Annotated in this window: 20 protein-coding genes; 17 read left to right on the top strand and 3 right to left on the bottom strand. The window is 70.3% G+C overall.

The genetic code is table 11. The features are described from left to right. The first annotated feature begins 112 nt into the window (after positions 1-112). From rplK to KV394_RS00810, 6 genes are all read left to right on the top strand, one after another. Complete coding sequence (gene rplK / locus KV394_RS00835) at positions 113-544, top strand: 50S ribosomal protein L11 (RefSeq protein ID WP_025102337.1); 432 nt, start codon at positions 113-115, stop codon at positions 542-544. Positions 545-555: 11 nt separating this feature from the next. Beyond that, the gene (gene rplA / locus KV394_RS00830) at positions 556-1,245 is read left to right on the top strand and encodes a 50S ribosomal protein L1 (RefSeq protein ID WP_247982060.1); all 690 of its coding nucleotides are present in this window, start codon (positions 556-558) and stop codon (positions 1,243-1,245) included. Between the two features lie 172 nt (positions 1,246-1,417). Beyond that, positions 1,418-2,236 (top strand): amino acid ABC transporter substrate-binding protein, encoded by an 819-nt coding sequence (locus tag KV394_RS00825; protein ID WP_136035368.1) that lies wholly within the window; start codon positions 1,418-1,420, stop codon positions 2,234-2,236. 3 nt (positions 2,237-2,239) lie between these two features. Next, positions 2,240-2,905, top strand: a complete 666-nt coding sequence (locus KV394_RS00820; RefSeq protein WP_136034395.1) for an amino acid ABC transporter permease — start codon at positions 2,240-2,242, stop codon at positions 2,903-2,905. Then, positions 2,892-3,695, top strand: a complete 804-nt coding sequence (locus KV394_RS00815) for an amino acid ABC transporter ATP-binding protein (protein ID WP_282187131.1) — start codon at positions 2,892-2,894, stop codon at positions 3,693-3,695. The genes KV394_RS00820 and KV394_RS00815 overlap by 14 nt, the downstream gene beginning before the upstream one ends. A 45-nt stretch (positions 3,696-3,740) precedes the next feature. Further along, positions 3,741-4,097 (top strand): iron chaperone, encoded by a 357-nt coding sequence (locus KV394_RS00810; RefSeq protein ID WP_247982059.1) that lies wholly within the window; start codon positions 3,741-3,743, stop codon positions 4,095-4,097. A 6-nt stretch (positions 4,098-4,103) separates the two neighbouring features. Here KV394_RS00810 and KV394_RS00805 read toward each other — a convergent pair whose 3' ends face one another. Continuing rightward, complete coding sequence (locus KV394_RS00805) at positions 4,104-4,775, bottom strand: LysE/ArgO family amino acid transporter (RefSeq protein ID WP_136035365.1); 672 nt, start codon at positions 4,773-4,775, stop codon at positions 4,104-4,106. A 70-nt stretch (positions 4,776-4,845) separates the two neighbouring features. On the opposite strand from KV394_RS00805, the gene KV394_RS00800 reads away from it, so the two are divergent. From KV394_RS00800 to KV394_RS00780, 5 genes are all read left to right on the top strand, one after another. Next, a complete protein-coding gene (locus tag KV394_RS00800) occupies positions 4,846-5,751 on the top strand; it encodes a LysR family transcriptional regulator ArgP (RefSeq protein ID WP_247637639.1) in 906 nt (301 codons plus the stop codon). 154 nt (positions 5,752-5,905) lie between these two features. After that, positions 5,906-6,532, top strand: coding sequence for a SipW-dependent-type signal peptide-containing protein (locus tag KV394_RS00795; protein WP_247982058.1), 627 nt, complete (start codon positions 5,906-5,908; stop codon positions 6,530-6,532). A 7-nt stretch (positions 6,533-6,539) separates the two neighbouring features. Beyond that, positions 6,540-7,157, top strand: coding sequence for a SipW-dependent-type signal peptide-containing protein (locus tag KV394_RS00790; protein WP_247982057.1), 618 nt, complete (start codon positions 6,540-6,542; stop codon positions 7,155-7,157). A gap of 31 nt (positions 7,158-7,188) precedes the next feature. Continuing rightward, positions 7,189-7,785: a signal peptidase I gene (locus KV394_RS00785; protein WP_247982056.1), complete on the top strand. Its 597-nt coding sequence runs from the start codon at positions 7,189-7,191 to the stop codon at positions 7,783-7,785. After that, positions 7,782-8,903 carry a hypothetical protein gene (locus tag KV394_RS00780; RefSeq protein WP_247982055.1) on the top strand — a complete coding sequence of 374 codons (1,122 nt, stop codon included), beginning with the start codon at positions 7,782-7,784 and terminating at the stop codon, positions 8,901-8,903. Before KV394_RS00785 ends, KV394_RS00780 begins: the two co-directional genes overlap by 4 nt. Positions 8,904-8,925: 22 nt before the next feature. Here the strand turns inward: KV394_RS00780 and KV394_RS00775 are convergent, their stop codons facing one another. Further along, entirely contained in the window at positions 8,926-9,606 is a 681-nt protein-coding gene (locus KV394_RS00775; protein WP_136034373.1) for a YqaJ viral recombinase family protein, read from the bottom strand. 296 nt (positions 9,607-9,902) lie between these two features. Here KV394_RS00775 and rplJ point away from each other — a divergent pair, with 296 nt between their 5' ends. Both rplJ and rplL read left to right on the top strand, forming a co-directional pair. Beyond that, positions 9,903-10,391 (top strand): 50S ribosomal protein L10, encoded by a 489-nt coding sequence (rplJ, locus tag KV394_RS00770; RefSeq protein WP_136034371.1) that lies wholly within the window; start codon positions 9,903-9,905, stop codon positions 10,389-10,391. 48 nt (positions 10,392-10,439) lie between these two features. Then, positions 10,440-10,823 carry a 50S ribosomal protein L7/L12 gene (rplL, locus tag KV394_RS00765; RefSeq protein WP_067194328.1) on the top strand — a complete coding sequence of 128 codons (384 nt, stop codon included), beginning with the start codon at positions 10,440-10,442 and terminating at the stop codon, positions 10,821-10,823. 72 nt (positions 10,824-10,895) lie between these two features. Here the strand turns inward: rplL and KV394_RS00760 are convergent, their stop codons facing one another. Continuing rightward, entirely contained in the window at positions 10,896-11,900 is a 1,005-nt protein-coding gene (locus tag KV394_RS00760; protein WP_136034369.1) for a LacI family DNA-binding transcriptional regulator, read from the bottom strand. Positions 11,901-12,186: 286 nt separating this feature from the next. Between KV394_RS00760 and KV394_RS00755 the strand changes: the two genes are divergently transcribed. From KV394_RS00755 to KV394_RS00740, 4 genes are all read left to right on the top strand, one after another. After that, positions 12,187-13,503 (top strand): ABC transporter substrate-binding protein, encoded by a 1,317-nt coding sequence (locus KV394_RS00755; protein ID WP_136036965.1) that lies wholly within the window; start codon positions 12,187-12,189, stop codon positions 13,501-13,503. 108 nt (positions 13,504-13,611) lie between these two features. Then, a complete protein-coding gene (locus KV394_RS00750) occupies positions 13,612-14,751 on the top strand; it encodes a carbohydrate ABC transporter permease (RefSeq protein WP_136034364.1) in 1,140 nt (379 codons plus the stop codon). Next, positions 14,748-15,710, top strand: coding sequence for a carbohydrate ABC transporter permease (locus tag KV394_RS00745; RefSeq protein WP_136034362.1), 963 nt, complete (start codon positions 14,748-14,750; stop codon positions 15,708-15,710). The genes KV394_RS00750 and KV394_RS00745 overlap by 4 nt, the downstream gene beginning before the upstream one ends. A 393-nt stretch (positions 15,711-16,103) precedes the next feature. After that, positions 16,104-19,748 carry a fibrinogen-like YCDxxxxGGGW domain-containing protein gene (locus KV394_RS00740; protein WP_247982054.1) on the top strand — a complete coding sequence of 1,215 codons (3,645 nt, stop codon included), beginning with the start codon at positions 16,104-16,106 and terminating at the stop codon, positions 19,746-19,748. The last annotated feature ends 42 nt before the right edge of the window (positions 19,749-19,790 follow it).

The raw sequence follows: 19,790 nt of genomic DNA, 5'->3' as shown, positions 1-19,790 counted from the left end.
ACTCTTATGGTTTGTGCGCCGCTTCGGCGTGCGCGCTGACGACCACGACCCGGAGATGCCGGGTCCGTGGGAGAAGCGGGTGTCCGCATCCGCCTCGAGGAAAGGAAAGAGAATGGCACCGAAGAAGAAGGTGACCGGCCTGATCAAGCTTCAGATCAACGCCGGTGCCGCCAACCCGGCGCCGCCGATCGGCCCCGCGCTCGGTCAGCATGGCGTCAACATCATGGAGTTCTGCAAGGCGTACAACGCCGCGACCGAGTCGCAGCGCGGCAACGTCATCCCCGTCGAGATCACCGTCTACGAGGACCGCAGCTTCACCTTCGTCCTGAAGACCCCGCCCGCGGCGGAGCTCATCAAGAAGGCCGCCGGCGTGCAGAAGGCCTCGGCCACCCCGCACACCGTCAAGGTCGGCAAGATCACCAAGGACCAGGTCCGTCAGATCGCCGAGCAGAAGCAGGCCGACCTGAACGCGAACGACATCGAGGCCGCCTCGAAGATCATCGCCGGCACCGCCCGTTCCATGGGCATCACGGTCGAGGGCTGAGGAGAATAATCATGGCTACCAAGTCCAGGGCTTACAAGGCTGCCGCCGAGAAGATCGAGGCAGACCGTTTCTACACGCCCGCCGAGGCCGTCGCGCTCGCGAAGGAGACCGGTTCGGCGAAGTTCGACTCGACCGTCGAGGTCGCGCTGAAGCTCGCCGTCGACCCCCGCAAGGCCGACCAGATGGTGCGCGGCACCGTCATCCTGCCTCACGGCACCGGTAAGACCGCCCGCGTCATCGTCTTCGCCACGGGCCCCGCGGCCGAGGCCGCGATCGCCGCAGGTGCCGATGAGGTCGGCGGCGCCGAGCTCATCGAGAAGGTCGCCGGCGGCTGGACCGCGTTCGACTCGGCCGTCTCCACCCCGGAGCTCATGGGCCAGGTCGGTCGTCTCGGCAAGGTGCTGGGTCCGCGTGGCCTGATGCCGAACCCGAAGACCGGCACCGTGACCCCGAACCCGGCCAAGGCCGTCGAGGAGATCAAGGGCGGAAAGATCGAGTTCCGCGTCGACAAGCACGCCAACGTGCACTTCGTCGTCGGCAAGGCGTCCTTCACCGCCGAGCAGCTGAACGAGAACATCGGCGCAGCGCTCGAGGAGATCGTCCGCCTCAAGCCGTCGAGCGCGAAGGGCCGCTACATCCAGAAGGGTGCGGTGTCGACCACGTTCGGCCCCGGCATCCCGCTGGACGTCAACGCCATCTGAGCCTGACTCACCGAAACGCCCCCGGGTTCCGCCCGGGGGCGTTTCGCGTCCTCCGCCGCGCGTCGACACGGAGCGTCATCGGATGCGGCGGATCCCGCGACGGCACGTACTGTGGGGAGGTCCCGCGCCGGTCGCGTAAACTCGCACCGCGCCTCTCACCCCAGGAGGGTCCATGTCCCGTCGTCTCATCGCCGTCACCGCACTCGTCGTCGCCGCCGCGGCGCTCACCGCCTGCAGCGGCTCCACCACGCCCGCGAGCACGTCCGGTGCGGAGAGCACCGCGGGTTCCGACTTCGGCCTGGTGAAGGACGGCACGCTCACGGTCGCGACCGAGGGCACCTACCGCCCGTTCAGCTTCCACGACGACGGCGGCTCGGGCGACCTGACCGGCTACGACGTCGAGATCATCCAGGCCGTCGCCGACAAGCTGGGCCTCGAGGTGGAGTTCCAGGAGACGCAGTGGGACGCGATCTTCGCCGGTCTCGACGCCGGCCGCTTCGACGTGATCGCGAACCAGGTCTCGATCAACGACGAGCGCGAGGCGAAGTACCTCTTCAGCGCGCCCTACACCGTGTCGCCCGGCGTCATCGTGGTGGCCGAGGACGACGACTCGATCAGCTCGTTCGACGACCTGGCCGGCAAGACCACGGCCCAGTCGCTCACCAGCAATTGGTACGAGCTGGCGACCGACTCCGGCGCCAAGGTCGAGGCCGTCGAGGGCTGGGCGCAGGCCGTGGAGCTGCTGCGTCAGGGCCGTGTGGACGCGACCGTGAACGACAAGCTGACGTTCCTCGACTACGAGACCACGAACAGCCCGACGGGGCTGAAGATCGCGGCGGAGACCGAGGACGCCGGCGAGCAGGCGTTCGTGTTCACGAAGGACAAGACCTCGCTCGTCGAGGCCGTGGACGGCGCTCTCGAGGAGCTGCGCGCCGACGGCACCCTGGCGGAGATCAGCGAGAAGTACTTCGGCGAGGACGTCTCGCAGTAACCGATGGCGAACCCCTGGCAGCTGTTCCTCGACTCGCTCTGGCCGATCGCCTGGGCGGGCCTGACGGCGACGGTGCCGCTCGCGCTGGTGTCGTTCGCGCTGGGATTGCTGATCGCGGTCGGCGTCGCGCTGATGCGGATCTCGGTGCATCCGGTGGTGGCGGGCGTCGCGCGCTTCTACATCTCCGTGATCCGCGGCACGCCCATGCTGGTGCAGCTGTTCGTGATCTTCTACGGGATGCCGTCGATCGGCATCACGCTCGACCCGTGGCCGAGTGCGATCATCGCGCTGTCGCTCAACGTGGGCGGGTACGGAGCCGAGGTCGTGCGGGCCGCGATCCTGTCGGTGCCGAAGGGGCAGTGGGAGGCGGCGTACACGGTCGGGATGAACCGCACCCGCACGCTCACGCGGATCATCCTGCCGCAGGCGGCACGGGTGTCCGTGCCCCCGCTGTCGAACACGTTCATCTCGCTCGTGAAGGACACCTCGCTCACGTCGCTGATCCTGGTGACGGAGCTGTTCAAGGTCGCGCAGCAGATCGCGGCGACGACCCTCGAGTTCATGGTGATCTACCTCGCCGCGGCGCTGGTGTACTGGGTGTTCTGCCTGGTGCTGTCGTTCGGCCAGAGCGCCCTGGAGAGGAGGCTCGACCGCCGTGTCGCCCACTGACCAGACGCCCGTCCCGCTGCTGTCCGCCCGCGGACTGCGCAAGAGCTTCGGCGACACCGAGGTGCTGCGCGGGATCGACCTGACGCTGCACCGCGGAGAGGTGCTGGTGCTCATCGGCCCGAGCGGCTCGGGGAAGACCACCGTGCTGCGCGCGCTCAACGGCCTCGAGACGCCGGACGCCGGCACCATCACGGTCGACGGCGGGCCCGAGCTCGACTTCGCCCCCGCCGAGCGGCCGCGGCCTCGCGCGCAGAAGCAGCAGCGGCTCGCCCTGCGCGATCGCTCCGCGATGGTGTTCCAGCACCACAACCTGTTCCCGCATCTGACGGTGCTGCAGAACGTGATCGAGGGGCCCTGGCGTGTGCAGCGGCAGCCCAGGGCCGAGGTCGTGGCCGAGGCCCTGGCCCTGCTCGACCGGGTGGGCCTGGCGGACAAGGCGGACGCCCGTCCGCATCAGCTCTCGGGAGGGCAGCAGCAGCGCGTGGGGATCGTGCGTGCTCTCGCTCTCAAGCCCGACCTGCTGCTGTTCGACGAGCCGACGAGTGCGCTCGACCCCGAACTCGTCGGGGAGGTGCTGCTGGTGATCAAGGAGCTCGCCGACGAGGGGTGGACCATGGCGGTCGTCACGCACGAGCTGAGCTTCGCGCGCGAGGTCGCCGACCACGTCCTGTTCCTGGACGGCGGGGTGGTGGTCGAGGAGGGGCCGCCGGCCGAGATCTTCCGCGCCCCGCGACACGAGCGCACGCAGCGGTTCCTCACGCGCATCCTCCGCCCGCTCGACGGCGCCTGAGACCCGGGGCTCGTGCGCGCCGCCGATCGGTGACAGGATGCGGTCGTGGGAACCATCGACGACTACCTGACCGGGCTCGCCCCCGCGGACCGCGCGGCGATCGACCGCGTGTACGCGATCGCGCGGGAGGAGGAGCCGGATGCCGAGCAGGGCACCGGCTACGGCATGCCCGCCCTCGTCCACGGGGGCAGACCGCTGCTGTCGGTGATGCGCGCCAAGAAGCACATCGGCGTGTATCCCTTCAGTCCCGACGCGGTCGCGGCCGTGGCGGCGGTGCTGGCCGATCATCCCGGCGCCAGCGTGGACAAGGGGACGATCCGCTTCCAGCCGGAGCATCCGATCCCGGAGCAGACGCTGCGCGCGCTGGTGCGGGCGCGGCTGGCGCAGATCGACGGAGCCTGAGCCGGATCAGCCGCCGAACACGGGGAGGATCAGGCTCACGGCGAGCGCGACCATGATCACGGCGATCACCGCGTCGAGAACGCGCCACGACCGCTCGGTGCGCAGCCAGCGCCCGAGGTAGCGTGCCCCGAAACCGAGGGCCGTGAACCACAGGGCACTGGCGAGGATGGCCCCGGCGGCGAACAGCCAGCGCTGCTCGCCGTGCGTCGCGGCGATCGACCCGAGCATCAGGACGGTGTCGAGGTAAACGTGCGGGTTGAGCCAGGTGAGCGCGAGGACGGTGAGGAGCACGGGGGCCAGACGTGTTCCGCTCCGGGTGGCGGTCGCGGTGCCGCCGGCCGATCGACCGGTCCCCGTTCCGTCGGCGGGGGAGGACGCATCGACCGCCAGCACCTCACCGCCGCGCCAGGCGCGCCGTGCCGCGAGCAGCCCGTAGCCGAACAGGAACAGCGCCCCGGCAACCCGGGCGACGACCACGAGCCACGGCGCAGCCTGGAGCAGGAAGCCCAGCCCGGCGACACCGGCGGCGATCAGCACGGCGTCGGAGACGGCGCACACGATCACGACCGCCAGCACATGCTCCCGCCGGATGCCCTGGCGCAGGACGAAGACGTTCTGGGCGCCGATGGCCACGATGAGGGAGAGGCCGAGTCCGAGACCGGCGAGGACGGTGAGCATGGCACCAGCCTAGGAAGCGACCACCATCAGAGAAAGCGAAGATTCCTTCCGAACCATTAGCATCACTGATGTGAGGATCGATCCGGAGCTCGCCGCGACCCTGGCCGCCGTCGCCGACGAAGGCACTCTCGACGCGGCATCGCGCCGACTCCGGATCACGCCGTCCGCGGTCAGCCAGCGGCTCAAGAGCCTGGAGGAACAGCTGGGGCGCATCCTGCTCGTGCGCAGCAAGCCCGCGCGGCTCACCGAGGCCGGTGAGGCGGTGGTGCGACTGGCCAGGCAGGTGGCGCTGCTGGAGCACGACGCGCTCGCCGGGGTGGGCATCGGCGACGACGGTTCCGAGCGGCGCATCGTCGTTCCGCTCGCCGTGAACGCCGACTCGATGGCGACGTGGTTCCTCGCGCCGATGGCACGACTCTCCGCCACGCACGACATCGACGTCGACCTGCACCGGGACGATCAGAACTTCACCGCCCGGCTGCTGGAATCCGGCACGGTGATGGCCGCGGTGACGAGCGAGGAGACCCCGGTGGCCGGATGCTCGGTCGCACCTCTCGGGGTGCTCGAGTATCGCGCCATGGCGGAGCAGGGCTTCGCGGACCGGTGGTTCGCCGAGGGGGTGAGCGCCGCCGCTCTCGCCCGCGCGCCGTTCGTCGACTTCGACCGTCGCGACACGCTGCAGCACGAGTGGCTCGCCGCCATGTCCGTCACGCAGCAGGGCGTGCCGCGGCACTACGTCCCCGCGTCCCACGACTACGCGATCGCGGTGTCGCTCGGCCTCGGCTGGGGGATGGTCCCTCGGCTGCAGGAGACGCCCGGACTGGTCGCGCTCGGGGGGCCGACGCTGAAGGTCGCGCTGTACTGGCAGCAGTGGAACCTGCGGTCGACGCTGCTCGACACCATCGCCGCCGAGGTGGCCGCCGAGGCGCGGCGGGTGCTCGCCCCGGTCGCGCCCGCCCGCCGGTCGCGCCGCTGACAGGACGATCCCCGGCTGCGCGGATTGTGCCACGGCTGCGCGCGGATCCGCCTTGTCTGGTCCGAGGGGCTCGGAGAGGATGCGAGGACGCGGGAGAATCCTCCGAGTTCCGCTCGCCGGCGTTCCCCGAGATCGACGACGGAGGGGGAACGACATGGCGACGACCACGACCCGGCGAAAGGTCCGCGCGGTCCTGGCAGGAGGACTCGTCCTCGGAGTGGGAGCGGCGGTCACGCTCGCCGCGTGGAACGACTCCGAGTTCGCGACCGGCACGTTCACCGCGGGCTCGTTCAACCTGGAGGGCTCGACCGACGGCACGGCCTTCACCGACCACAACGTCGACGACGGCGACACGGCCGCCACCCTCGCGTTCACGCTCCCCGCCGGCATCGTCGGCAACATGTCGCCCGGCGACACCGTCTACGCGGGTTTCTGGGTGCGTCTCGCGGCCGGCACGTCCACCGGGGCCAGCCTCGTCGCCGCGGGCACGACCGCGGATCCCGCGGCGAGCTCCAACACCGATCATCTGTCCTACGCGATCTACCCGCTCGCTCCCGGCGCCACCTGCAACGCGGCCAGCGCGACCGGAACCGCCGTCGCCTCCGGGGCCACGCTCGACGCACAGACGGGCGTGACCGCCGTGACGCTCACTGAAGGAGCCTCCGCCGCCACCCCGGGCACCGCCGTGCAGCTGTGCGTCGCGGTCACGGCCGCCGCCGCGCTCGAACCCGGCCTGGTCACGAACGCGACCTGGGAGTTCACGGCCACGTCGACGAGCTGAGCGGGCCATGGGTACCCGCAGGCAGCGGCGGGAGAGGATCCGGCTCCGCTCCCGCCGCCTCCGAGCCCTCCTGGCGGGCGGCCTGGTGCTCGGCATCGGGGCGACCGCGACACTCGCCGCCTGGAACGACTCGGAGTTCGGCTCGGCCACGTTCACGGCCGGCCGGTTCGACCTCGTCGGGGCGACCGACGGCGTCACGTTCTCCAGCCACGTGACCACGGGGGCGGCGGCCGCCCTGAACTTCCAGCTCCCGCCCACGGCCATGGCGCCCGGCACCACGACGTATGCGCTGTTCAGCGTCAAGACCGCGTCGCCCTCGGTCGCCGGCGTGCTCCAGCTCACGGCCGGGACGCCGGGCGGCACGGGTCTCGCGTCGTCGCTCACCTACGGTGTGCGTGCGATCGCCGGGACCACGTGCTCGGCGGCGACCTACCCCGGCGGCACCGCCGTGGTCGCGGACGGCTCCGCGCTCACGGCCGGCGGCGCCTCGACGCAGGCGGTGTCCGCGAACGGCGCGTCGGTCGTGAACTACTGCTTCGCGGTGACGCTGCCGACGACGGCGCCGAACACCGCGCAGGGCCTGACGATGACCCAGACATGGCAGATCCAGGGCACGTCGTCGTAGCCGCGGCGGGGCACGAGCGAGAGGAGGGGTCGTGACGGCACTCACCCGCCGCGAGGCGCGCGCGCAGCAGAGCGGGGAAGCGGGGGCGCGGGCGCAGCACCCCACCCGGCGCCCCGGGTTCGCGCGCGCGTTGGGCGATGCGCTGCTGTGGCTCGCCGCCGCCGCGGGCGTCGTGTGCATCGTGCTGGTGCTGCTGGCGGCCACGGCGCAGATCACGCTCATCCTGTTCCGCACGGGCTCGATGTCGCCGACCATCCCGGCCGGATCGGTCGCCGTGGTGCAGCGGGTCCCTGCCTCGGCGGTGGAGGTGGGCGACGTCGTGACGGTCGACCGCCCCGGCGACCTGCCCGTGACCCACCGCGTGACCGCGGTGCAACCGGGCGCCGCGGCGGGGGAGCGCGTGCTGACGCTGCGGGGCGATGCGAATGCGGTCGACGACCCGTTTCCGTACACCGTGACCTCCGTGCGCACCGTGCTGTTCGCGGTGCCGGGCCTGGCGACCGTGATCGTCGCACTCGGGCATCCCGTCGTGCTCGGCGGTATGACCGTGGCCGCGGCCGCGCTGGTGGTGTGGGCCTTCTGGCCGCGGTCGCCGCGACGCGCTCGCACCGAGGGCGGTCCGCCGTGAGGCCCCGCGTCGCGCTCGCGGTCCTGGCGCTGCCCGTCTGCCTGGCCCTTGCGGCACCGGCGGCGGCGGTCGCTGCCCCCTCCACCGAGGTGGTGCAGGGCCAGGTGCTGCGCCTGGTCTCGGTCGCGGACTGGGACGCCGCCCGCGACCTGCGACCCGACCGGCCGGTGCAGTGGGACGTGCAGGTGAGCGCCGACGCGCCGGATCCCGGGGTCGTGCGGCTCGGCGTGAGCGCGTCCGGGTCGGCGCGGTTGCGGCTCGACATCGCCCTGTGCGCGGAGCCGTGGCAGGACGCGGTGTGCCCGGCGGGGGCGACGGTCTTGCGGACGGACTGGAGCGTCCCGCGCGACGGCGCCGAGGTGCCGCTCACGGCCATGCGTGACACCGAGACCGCGCATCTGCGGCTGACGATCGCGCTCGACCCGGCCGACGGCTCCGGCAGCACCGAGGTGCGCGTGCTGGCTCACGGCGCGGGCGAGAGCGCGGCGGTGGGCTCCGACGGCGCTCGCGGTCACGGGTCCGTCGCCGTGGCTGCCGCTGGCGGCGGTGGGCGGCGGACTGCTGCTGACCGGGGCTCTCGTGGCGTGGGGGCGTCGCGGAGGAGAGCGCGGGGAGGGGCGAGGATGACACGGCCCTGGCGGCGCACGATCGCCGGTGTCCTCGGGGTCGGGGTCCTGGCCGGCGTGGCGCTCCTGCCCGCGGTGCAGCCGACCGAGGCGCGGTTCACCGATCCGGAGTACGCGGCGGGGTCGTTCACCGCGTCGCAGCTGACGACGCCCACGATCACCTCGTGCAGCGTGACCAACCTGCTCGGCACGTTCACGGGCTTCACGATCACGTGGAGTTCCGGATACCTCAAGCCGCAGCAGCGACTGTCGATCAACAACGTCGCGGTCGACAACGCGAACGTGACGCAGAGCGGCAGCGGCCCCTACTCCTACTCCGCGACGATCAGCTCCGGTCTGCTCAGCACGCTGCTGGGGAGTCTGCTCGGCTCGTCGAACACGGTGCGGGTCGAGGCCGTCCTGCCCGGCACGGCCTGGGTGTCGCCCGCGGCGACCCGCACGCTGTCGGTGGGCGGACTGCTGGGGCTCGGGGGCAACAACACCTGCACGTGAGGTCGTGCCGGCGGTGCGGCGTTCAGTCGGCGAGGGCGAGGGCGCGGAAGAGGTCGCGCTCGCGCAGCTGCTCGCGGCGGCTGGCGGAATCGTCCTGCGTGCGGGCGGGAACGTCGCGGCCCGTGGTGCGCCGGTACAGCTCGTCGATCAGGGCGGTGGCCAGGTCGACCAGCTTGGCGATCTCGCGGTCGTCGCGGTCGATCCACACGCAGCGAGGCTCGTCGTGCACCGGAGCGAAGTCGACGTGCTCCTCCCACACGAACAGCGTGCGCTCGGCACCGAGCACGTGCTGCTGCCACCAGACCTGTCGCAGGTAGGTGCGCGGGATGCCGCGGAACGCCTTGTTCGTGGTCTTGATCTCGGCGAGGCGGATGCGCCCGTCGGCGTCGACCGCGATCCCGTCGGGCGTGGCGAGGTGGCGGTGCTCCACCTCGGCGCGGAACAGCGCGGAGGAGGGGAGGATCCCGTGCGTGGCTGCGACCCAGGCCGCGATCTCCGGCTCGCGCCGTCGGCCGTGGTCGGTGTACGCGTTGCCGCCGAAGCGGGGCCCGCCGCCCAGCTTGGAGTCGGCGGCACGGGCGATGGAGCGCTCGCTCGTGAGTCCGGCGACGTCGGTCGCGGTGATGCCGCGGGACCGCGCCCGCATCCACGCCACCCGGTCGCGAGAGTCCGCGACGATACGGGCGTGGAGTTCGGGGGTCACCTGAAAACCCTAACCCCGTCCGCCGACGCTCCCTCCCCGCACACGCCGCGTCCCCGTACGGCCGCCGGGGATTTGGGGAGGGGCGCGCGCTGAGGTAGAGTGGGTGGCAACCGAAGACCGCTGGTCATCGTGTGTGCGCAAAGCACGCAGGATCGAAGCTCTGCATCGCAGGGGCCCGCGCAGGTGTCACGAACTTCCGAGCTCCGTGCGCTTGCGCCGGAGCTCTTCTCTTTGCAGGGGGTCGGAGGCCGGCGCCCCACCACCGTGCGGCGCCTCGTACACATCAAGGAGTGACCATGGCGCAGAAGGATGCATCGGTCGCCGAGCTCACGAAGTCATTCGAGAACTCGAACGCCGTCCTGCTGACCGAGTACCGCGGTCTGACGGTTGCCCAGCTCAAGCAGCTGCGCAACAGCATCCGTCAGGACGCCGAGTACGCCGTGGTGAAGAACACGCTGACCAAGATCGCCGCCAACAAGGCCGGCATCTCCTCGCTGGACGACGACCTCAAGGGTCCGTCGGCCGTCGCGTTCGTGCACGGTGACTTCGTCGCCACTGCCAAGGCTCTGCGTGACTTCGCCAAGGCCAACCCGCTTCTGGTGATCAAGTCCGGCATCTTCGAGGGCAAGGCCCTCTCCGCCGACGAGGTCAACACGTACGCCTCGCTCGAGAGCCGTGAGGTTCTGCTGGCGAAGGCCGCGGGAATGATGAAGGCGACGATGGGCAAGGCTGCCGCCACCATCGACGCGCTTCGCGAAAAGCTGGAGACCGCAGAGGCCGCGTAAGCGACCGGCGATCTCGTCACCACCACCCCATCTATTAGGAGATACATCATGGCGAAGCTCACCACCGAGGAGCTGCTCGAGCAGTTTGCCGGCCTCACCCTCATCGAGCTGAACGACTTCGTGAAGGCGTTCGAGGAGAAGTTCGAGGTCACCGCTGCTGCCCCCGTCGCCGTTGCCGGTGCCGCCGGTGGCGCAGGCGAGGCCGCTGCCGAGGAGGAGAAGGACTCGTTCGACGTCATCCTCGAGGCTGCCGGCGACAAGAAGATCCAGGTCATCAAGGCTGTCCGCGAGCTCACCTCGCTCGGCCTCGGCGAGGCCAAGGCCGTCGTCGACGGTGCTCCGAAGGCCGTCCTCGAGGGCGCCAACAAGGAGACCGCCGAGAAGGCCAAGGCTGCTCTGGAAGAGGCCGGCGCGACCGTCACCCTCAAGTAATTCCAGCGCACCAGCGCTTCTGCGAAGGCCCCGGGTTCCGCCCGGGGCCTTCGTGCGTCCGGGAACGGGTGCTCAGCGGGGTGGTGCGGTGGAGCTGCGCACGACGAGCGACGAGGGGGCGGTCACCCGCTCGATGGGGGCCTCCGGCTCCGCCATCCGTCGGATCAGCAGCCGCACGGCCTCGTGACCCTGGTCGCGGGGAGACTGCCCGATCGTGGTGAGGGCGAACATGTCCGCATGGGCGTGGTCGTCGATGCCGACCACGCTGAGCTCGGTGGGCACGGCGATGCCCAGGCGTCGAGCGGCGATGATCGCCCCGATCGCCGCCTCGTCGCAGACTCCGACGATCGCGGTGGGCCGGTTCCGCCGGTCTCCGAGGAGCCCGGCGGTCGCGGCATAGCCCCCGGGCATGGTCGGTGCCGCGCCGACGACACGGGCGTGGGCGAGCAGGCCCGCCGCGCGGAGCGCGCCGTGGTACCCCTCCAGCCGCTGCGCATCGCCGTAGCTCAGTGCGGCGGCGTCGGTCGCGCCCCCCACGAACGCGATGTCCTCGTGGCCGAGCTCGATCAGGTGCTCGGTGGCGATGCGGGCGGCGGCGGTGTCGTCGATCGAGACCGCGCTCGATCCCTCGCTGTACGGCCCGACGCTGACCAGCGGGCGACCCGTGCGGTGCAGGCGCTCGAGCTCGCGCGCGCTCGGCTGGATGCCCACCGCGATGATGCCGTCGAACCTCCGACCGGGCAGCACGGTCTCGAACAGCCGTTCCCTGGTCTGCGTCCCCTCGGGAACGCCGTACAGCGACAGGTCGTAGTCCACGGAGAGGAGCGACTCCTGCACCCCGGCGAGCAGCTCGGCGAAGAACCAGCGGTCGATGGGCGGCATCACGAGGCCGACGGTCTGCGTGCGTCCGGTCGCGAGGCTCGTGGCGGACGAGTGGGCGACGTAGGCGAGGTCGTCTGCGGCGTCCATGACCCGCTGCCGTGTCTCGTCGGACACGTAGCCGCGTCCGCTCAGCGCCCGGCTCGCGGTGGCCTTGGACACTCCGGCACGCGACGCGACGTCCGCGATCGTGCTCATCGGTCCTCCTCGACCAGGGTCCACTTCGATGTGGGGACGGCGACGCCCGGGCTCGCCGGGTGACAGCGTAGCGGCTCGACCGTGGAAAAGGAACCGGTTCCACACTGATCCGGAGGGAGCGCTCCCATCCGCGACGCGGCGGCGCATCGGAATGGTTGCGAGCTTGTGACCCTTGCGTGTTGTGCGGGGAGCGGGCCGCCAGTATGTTGGCCTGGAATCGGTTCCCTAATCGACGCCGGTGCTGGCGACGGACAGCGGGACCCTGTACTCGAAGAGGAGAATTCACATGGCTCTGTCACAGCGTTCCCGGCTGGTCGTGCCGCTGGCCCTGATGGGCGTCGCGGGCATCGCCCTCGCCGGCTGCGGGGCTCCGGGAGGTGCGCCGAGCACCGGAGGCGGCGGAGGCGACGACGCCACCGTCACGATCTACGGCACGATCGTCGACTCGGAGGCGGAACTCCTCCAGGAGTCCTGGAAGGACTGGGCCGACGAGAACGGCATCACCATCAAGTACGAGGGCAGCCAGGACTTCGAGACGCAGCTGGGCACGCGCGCCCAGGGCGGCAACCCGCCGGACATCGCGATCTTCCCGCAGCCGGGTCTGTTCGCCGACTTCGCCGACCGCGGCTTCCTGAAGCCCGCCCCGGAGGAGGTCGAGAAGAACGCCAACGAGTACTGGACCGAAGACTGGGTGAACTACGGCACGGTCGGAGACACCTTCTACGGTGCGCCGCTCATGGCGAACGTCAAGGGCTGGATCTGGTACTCGCCCGCCAAGTTCGCGGAGTGGGGCGTCGAGGTCCCCAAGACCCTCGACGAGATGACGGCGCTGACCGAGAAGATCCAGGCCGCCACGGGCACGCCCGCCTGGTGCGCCGGCTTCGAGTCCGGCACCGCGACCGGCTGGCCGGGCACCGACTGGATCGAGGACTACGTGCTGCGCCAGTCCGGACCCGACGTCTACGACCAGTGGGTCACCAACGACGTGAAGTTCACCGACCCGCAGATCAAGCAGGCGTTCGACTCGGTCGGACAGATCCTGCTCAACCCGGCCAACGTCAACGCGGGCTTCGGCGACGTGCGCTCGATCAACTCGACCGCGTTCGGCGACGTGGCACCCAAGCTCGCCGCCGGCGAGTGCGCGCTCACGCACCAGGCCTCGTTCCTGTCGGGCTTCTTCCCCGAGGGCACGAACATCGCCGAGGACGGCGACGTGTGGGCGTTCATGCTCCCCGGCGAGTCCGAGGGCGACACGGCCGTCACGGGCGCCGGTGAGATCGTCGGCGCGTTCAGCGAGTCCGAGGCCACGCAGAAGGTGCTCGCGTACCTGTCCAGCCCCGAGTGGGCCAACAGCCGCGTGAGCCTCGGCGGCGTCACCTCGGCCAACAACGGGCTCGACCCGGCGAACGCCAAGGACCCGATCCTCCAGGAGACCATCAAGATCCTGCAGGACCCGGAGACCACGTTCCGCTTCGACGCCTCCGACCTGATGCCCGGTGCCGTCGGTGCCGGAACCTTCTGGAAGGGCATGGTCGCGTGGGTCAACGGCACCTCGACGGACGAGGTGCTCACGCAGATCGAGACCGGCTGGCCCTCCAGCTGATCCCGGGGGAAGAGGGGCCGCCCCGCACCAGGGGCGGCCCCTCTGCTCCCTCGGCGCCCACATCGACGTGGGTGCCGTGATCCGATCCGCGTGACGTAAGGGGAATCCGTGAACGCGACAGTCTTTTTCCAATGGATCGGCTCGCTCCCGCCGATCCTGCAGGCCGTCGCCGTGGTCATCGCCTTCGCGGTGGTCGTGGCGATCATCCTGCTGCTCGTGGACATCGCTCCACGCCGGGGCACGCAGTACACCATCATCCGGCTGGCGATGTGCCTGCTCATCCCGCTCGCCGTGATGTGGTTCTTCAACTCCTACTACTGGGCGATGGGGGTCGCGGTCCTCGTCGGCGCCGTCTTCTTCTTCCTGGACTACCGGTCCCGCGATGGAGCGGGCTACCTGATCCAGCTCGTCGCCTTCATGGCTCCGGCGATGCTGCTCCTGCTCGTCGGCCTCATCCTCCCGTCGATCCAGACCATGTACACCTCGTTCTGGAACTCCTCGGGCAACACGTTCGTCGGGTTCGCCAACTACGTGTGGATCTTCACGCAGTCGGACGGCATCACCTCGGTCGTCAACACCATCATCTGGGTGCTGCTGGTGCCGACGGTCTCGACGATCGTCGGTCTCGCGTACGCGGTCTTCATCGACAGGACCCGCGGCGAGAAGATCTACAAGGTGCTGGTGTTCATGCCGATGGCGATCTCGTTCGTCGGCGCGAGCATCATCTGGCGGTTCATGTACGAGTACCGCGGACCGGAGTTCGAGCAGATCGGTCTGCTGAACCAGATCCTGGTGTGGTTCGGCGGGACGCCGCAGCAGTGGCTGCTGAACCAGCCGTGGAACAACCTGTTCCTCATCGTCGTGCTCATCTGGGTCCAGACCGGTTTCGCGATGGTCGTGCTGTCGGCCTCCATCAAGGGTGTCCCGGCCGAGCTGCTCGAGGCCGCCGAGCTCGACGGCGCGAACGCGTGGCAGCGGTTCATCTCGGTGACCGTGCCGGCGATCCGCCCGGCACTCATCGTCGTGCTCACCACGATCTCGATCGCCTCGCTGAAGGTGTTCGACATCGTCCGCACCATGACCGCCGGCAACTACGGCACGTCGGTGCTCGCGAACGAGATGTACACGCAGTTCTCGAAGTTCGAGGCGGGGCGCAGCGCCGCGCTCTCCGTCATCCTGTTCATCCTGGTGCTGCCGATCGTCATCTACAACGCGCGCCAGATCAAGAAGCAGCGGGAGATCCGATGACCGACACCGTAGGCACCGAGACCCCGGCCAGCACGCGCGCCGTCACGACCGGGGGTGGCCTCGACGGCGCCGCCGGACGCGCCAGGAAGAAGCTGTCCCGTCCGTGGGCATCCGCCGCGTCGATCGTCATCGCGGTCCTGTGGACCATCCCGACGCTCGGGCTGTTCATCTCGTCGTTCCGTCCGCGCGACGAGATCCAGTCGACCGGATGGTGGACGTTCTTCACGAACCCGCAGGTCACGCTGGAGAACTACGTCGATGTGCTGCAGTCCGGCACGACGCAGCTGACCATCCTCGAGTCGTTCATCAACTCGATCGCCATCACGATCCCGGCGACCGTGGTGCCGCTGATGATCGCGGCCATGGCGGCGTATGCGTTCGCGTGGATCGACTTCAAGGGCCGCAACGCCCTGTTCATCTTCGTGTTCGCGCTCCAGATCGTGCCGATCCAGATGGCGCTGGTGCCGCTGCTCAGCTCGTTCTCGCGCGGCCTCAACCTGTTCGGTCTGCAGGTGACCCTGCCGCTCGGAGCATCGGACGGCTACGCGCAGGTGTGGATAGCGCACTCGATGTTCGCTCTGCCGCTGGCGATCTACCTGCTGCACAACTTCATGTCGGAGATCCCCGGTGAGATCATCGAGGCGGCCCGCGTGGACGGCGCCTCGCGCGGACAGATCTTCTTCCGCGTCGTGCTGCCGCTGACGATGCCGGCGATCGCCTCGGTCGCGATCTTCCAGTTCCTGTGGGTGTGGAACGACCTGCTCGTGGCGCTGGTGTTCGCCGACGGAGCGGCCGCGCCGATCACGAAGCTGCTGGCCGAGATCACCGGGACGCGCGGCAACGACTGGTACCTGCTCACGGCGGGTGCGTTCGTGTCGATCATCATCCCGCTGATCGTGTTCTTCGCGCTGCAGCGCTACTTCGTGCGCGGCCTGCTCGCCGGGTCTACCAAGGGGTAGTCGAGACAGGAGCGCTCGCCGGAAGGGGCCGGTCACCGTCGCGGTGGCCGGCCCCTTCCGTGTGTCGCGGACAGGCTCGGCGGTGCGTCCCGGCGGCGGCATGCAGGAACTTCACATGATCGGAACGGGTGTCTCTGCGTAATGGAACGCTCCCGATCCCGTCTCATGGCATAGGGACGATCTGGGGACGTCCGCTCGGGGGTGGAGCGATCCGGTCCGGATGTTTGGGGCATCCGGTCCGGCAGTCTGCAGTGTCGTGTCTGCGTTTCGCCGTGGCAGGAGTGTGCCGCGGCGGCGCGTCCGCAGCGAGAGCTGATGTCGGAAGCCAGAAAGACACAACAACAGATGAACATCGTGGGGAATCGCGCGCGCGCCTGGGGAGGCCGCGCGGTCATGGGGGCTGCCATCGCAGCCCTCGCAGTGGTGGGCGCCCTGCTCACGCCGGGCGCGGCGTCGGCGGTGGTCGCCTCGGGCCCGGACGGGCGCACGCAGGAGACGGCGGCGGCGTCGTGCTGGGAGATCAAGCAGAACAACCCGGCGGCGGCGGACGGCGTGTACTGGCTGGTGACGCCGGGCCTGGTCTACCCGCAGCAGTTCTACTGCGACCAGACGACCGACGGCGGCGGGTGGGTGCTCGTCGGTCGGGGTCGGGAGGCGTGGAAGGAGAGCTACAACGGTCTCGGCACGCCGGAGCAGGTGGCGAACACGCCCACGGGAACGGCCGCGTTCGCTCCGGCCGAGCTGCCCGCCAAGACCGTCGACGGCCTGCTGAACAACGGCCGCCCCGATGCTCTGCCCGACGGGATCCGCGTGCGGCGCGCGACCAACGCCGCGGGCAGTGCCTGGCAGGAGGTGCGGTTCTCGCTCGCGAAGAGCGACCGCTGGGAGTGGACCTTCGGCGCCAAGCACGACCTCGCCGACTGGGGCTTCGGCATCAGCGGCGGCATCGACACCACGGGAACCGGCGGCGTGACCGCCGCCTTCAACGACGACGCGGGCATGAACAACGTCGTGTTCTCGCAGCGGGCCACGCACGGCTACCGGATGGGCTGGGCGTACGGCTCGGCGGTGACCGGCACGACGGACGCATCCTCCTACCTGTGGGCTCCGGCGGGGCAGGGGTACGCGACGCCGTTCGCCCAGGTGTTCCTGCGGCCGCAGCTCACCCTGTCGACGCTCGACTTCGGTGCCGTCCCGACCACGGGCACGCCCGCGAGCACGCTCCCGTCGATCCCGAGCTCGTACGCCGTGAAGACGTCGTGGGGGGTCTCGGGGCTCGCCAACGGCCAGTCCGGAGAGACGAACGTCGAGGTCTCGGACTTCGGTGAGGTCGCTGGGAAGGTCTTCGTCGGCGGCAACTTCCTGAACGTGCAGCAGACCAAGGACGGCGCGGGGCAGACGTCGCAGCCGTACCTGGCGGCGTTCGACGTGCACACCGGCGCGTGGGTCCCGACCTTCCGGCCGAAGCTCGACGGACAGGTGAAGTCGGTGCAGGCGCTGCCGGACGGCCGGCTGGCGATCGGCGGGCAGTTCTCGACCGTGAACGGGGTGGCGCAGCCGGGACTGGCGATCCTCGATCCTGCGACCGGGCAGCTCTCGGGCTGGCAGGTGAAGGTCGAGCACCGCGCGACCGGTGCGGTCCCCTTCGTCCGCGACCTGGACGTGCAGGGCGGCTACCTGTACGTCGCCGGTTCGTTCACGCACCTGACCTCCGTCGGCACGACACCGACGACGGGCGGCGCGTGGAACGGCGGCCGTATCGTGCTGGCCACCGGCAAGCCCGACACCGCGTGGAACGCGAACCTCAACGGGACGGCGGCTTCGGTCGACGCGAACGCCCAGGGCGACCGCGCGTACTTCTCCGGCTACTTCCTGATGAAGTCGTCGACCCCGGCGCCGTCGGCCGCGGTGCTGCAGACGACGGCGGGCGCACCGCTGGCGACCACGTGGACGCCGGAGTTCAGCGACGACCGCAAGGACGAGAACGGCGCGTACGTCAACGCGGTGTGGCAGCTCGGCATCATCGAGGTCGGCGGGCGTGTGTGGATGGGCGGCTCGCAGCACTCGATGTTCTCGTACGACCGGAACACGCTCCAGCGCGTGGGCGGTTGGATCACGCAGGTGGGCGGCGACATGCAGACGGTCGAGACCAACGGCTCCGTGGTGATCGGCGGCTGCCACTGCGGGGACTACGTCTACGACGACGCCTACAGCCAGACGCTCGTCGGCGGATTCAGCCGGGCGGACAAGATCAATCTGGTGGGGGCGTGGGACGCGAAGTCCGGCACATACATCCCGGACTGGTCGCCGATGGTGGAGGCGCGTGCGGGGTACGGCGCGTGGGGGACGTTCTTCGACAGCACCGGCACCCTGTGGGTGGGTGGCGACTTCAACCGGTCGCAGCTTCCGGGTGGTGCGGAGCAGTGGTCGGGCGGGTTCATCCGCTTCGCGCCGCGGGATGCGGTGGCGCCGACGACCCCGGGGGCGGTGTCGTCGACCCCATCGGCAGACGGGAAGACGGCGACGCTGACGTGGGGCGCGTCGACGGATGCGGGTTCGGGTGTGACGTACGAGGTGCTGCAGGGCAACCGTGTGATCGCCTCCACGACCTCGGCCTCGTACACCGTGCCGGTGACCTCGACCGCCGCGAACTACGTCGTGCGGGCGCGGGATGCGGTGGGCAACCGGTCGGCGTCGACGGCGGCGTTCACGGTCGCTCCGGCCCCGGCGAACGCGCTGACGTTCGTGGGCAACGGGGACTCGTGGTCGTGGCGGTACTCGTCGGACGCGCTGCCGGCCACGTGGAACGCGACCACGTTCGACGCGTCGTCGTGGCCGGTCGGGAAGGCGCTGTTCGGGCGGGGCGTGTCGGGGGCGGCGACGAACATCGATCCGTCGAACCTGGCGACCAAGCCGCTGAGCGCGCAGTTCCGCAAGACGTTCACGGTGACCAGTGCGGCGAGCGTGACGAATGCGAAGGTCTCTCTCATCGCGAACGACGGCGCCGTGGTGTACCTGAACGGCCGTGAGCTGGGGCGGGTGCGGATGCCGGCCGGCGCGGTCACGCAGAACACGTACGCGACGGCGGCGGTGACGCAGTCGTCGTCGGCGGGCACGCGCGCGGTGTTCACCGTTCCGGCCGGCGCACTGTCGGAGGGCACCAACGTGCTGGCGGTGTCGGTGCACGCGAACTACCGCACGACCGCGGACCTCGGGTTCGACCTGGCGTTCACGGGCGAGCGGGCGGCACCTCCGGCCGCGGTGACGGGTCTGGTGGCGACGCCGGCGCAGACGTCGGTGGCGTTGGGGTGGACGGCTCCGGCGGGTTCGACGGCGGCGGCGTCGTATGTGGTGTCGCGGAACGGGGTGAAGGTGGGGACGGTGACGGCCCCGGCGACCTCGTTCACGGATACCGGTTTGGTGGCGGGGACGGCGTATACGTATGCGGTGACGGCGGTGTCGGCTGCGGGGGTGGCGTCGACTCCGGCGACGGTGCAGGCGACGACGACGGCTGCGGCTCCGGTGGGCCCGGCGGTGTCGGTGCCGAACGGGTCGGCCTGGTCGTGGCGGTACTCGGCGGATGCGTTGCCGGGCGACTGGAACACGACAGGGTTCGATGCGTCGTCGTGGGCAGTCGGCAAGGGCGTGCTGGGGCGGGGGGCGACGGTGGCGACGAACATCGATCCGTCGAACCTGGCCACGAAGCCGTTGAGTGCGCAGTTCCGGACGTCGTTCACCGTGTCGGATGCGGCGTCGGTGAAGGACGGGACGGTGTCGGTGATCGCCGATGACGGGGTGGTGCTGTATCTGAACGGGGTGGAGCTGGGGCGGGCGAATCTGCCCGCCGGGTCGATCACGCAGAACACGTATGCGACGGCGGCGCCGCGGGCGACGACCGCGGCGGGGGCGCGGGTGACGTTCCAGGTTCCGGCGACGCTGGTGAAGGAGGGGACCAACGTGCTCGCCGCGTCGGTCCACGCCAACTACCGCGGCACACCCGACCTCACCTTCGACGCCGCACTCACCATGCCGCGATAACCGCCACGGACACGCGCCGCGGCACCCGCCGCGGTCGTGAGG

This window comes from Microbacterium sufflavum (genome assembly GCF_023101165.1).
GTDB classification, from domain to species: domain Bacteria; phylum Actinomycetota; class Actinomycetes; order Actinomycetales; family Microbacteriaceae; genus Microbacterium; species Microbacterium sufflavum.
The sequence above is the reverse complement of the archived record's forward strand: the minus strand, read 5'-3'. Positions and strand labels throughout refer to the sequence as shown.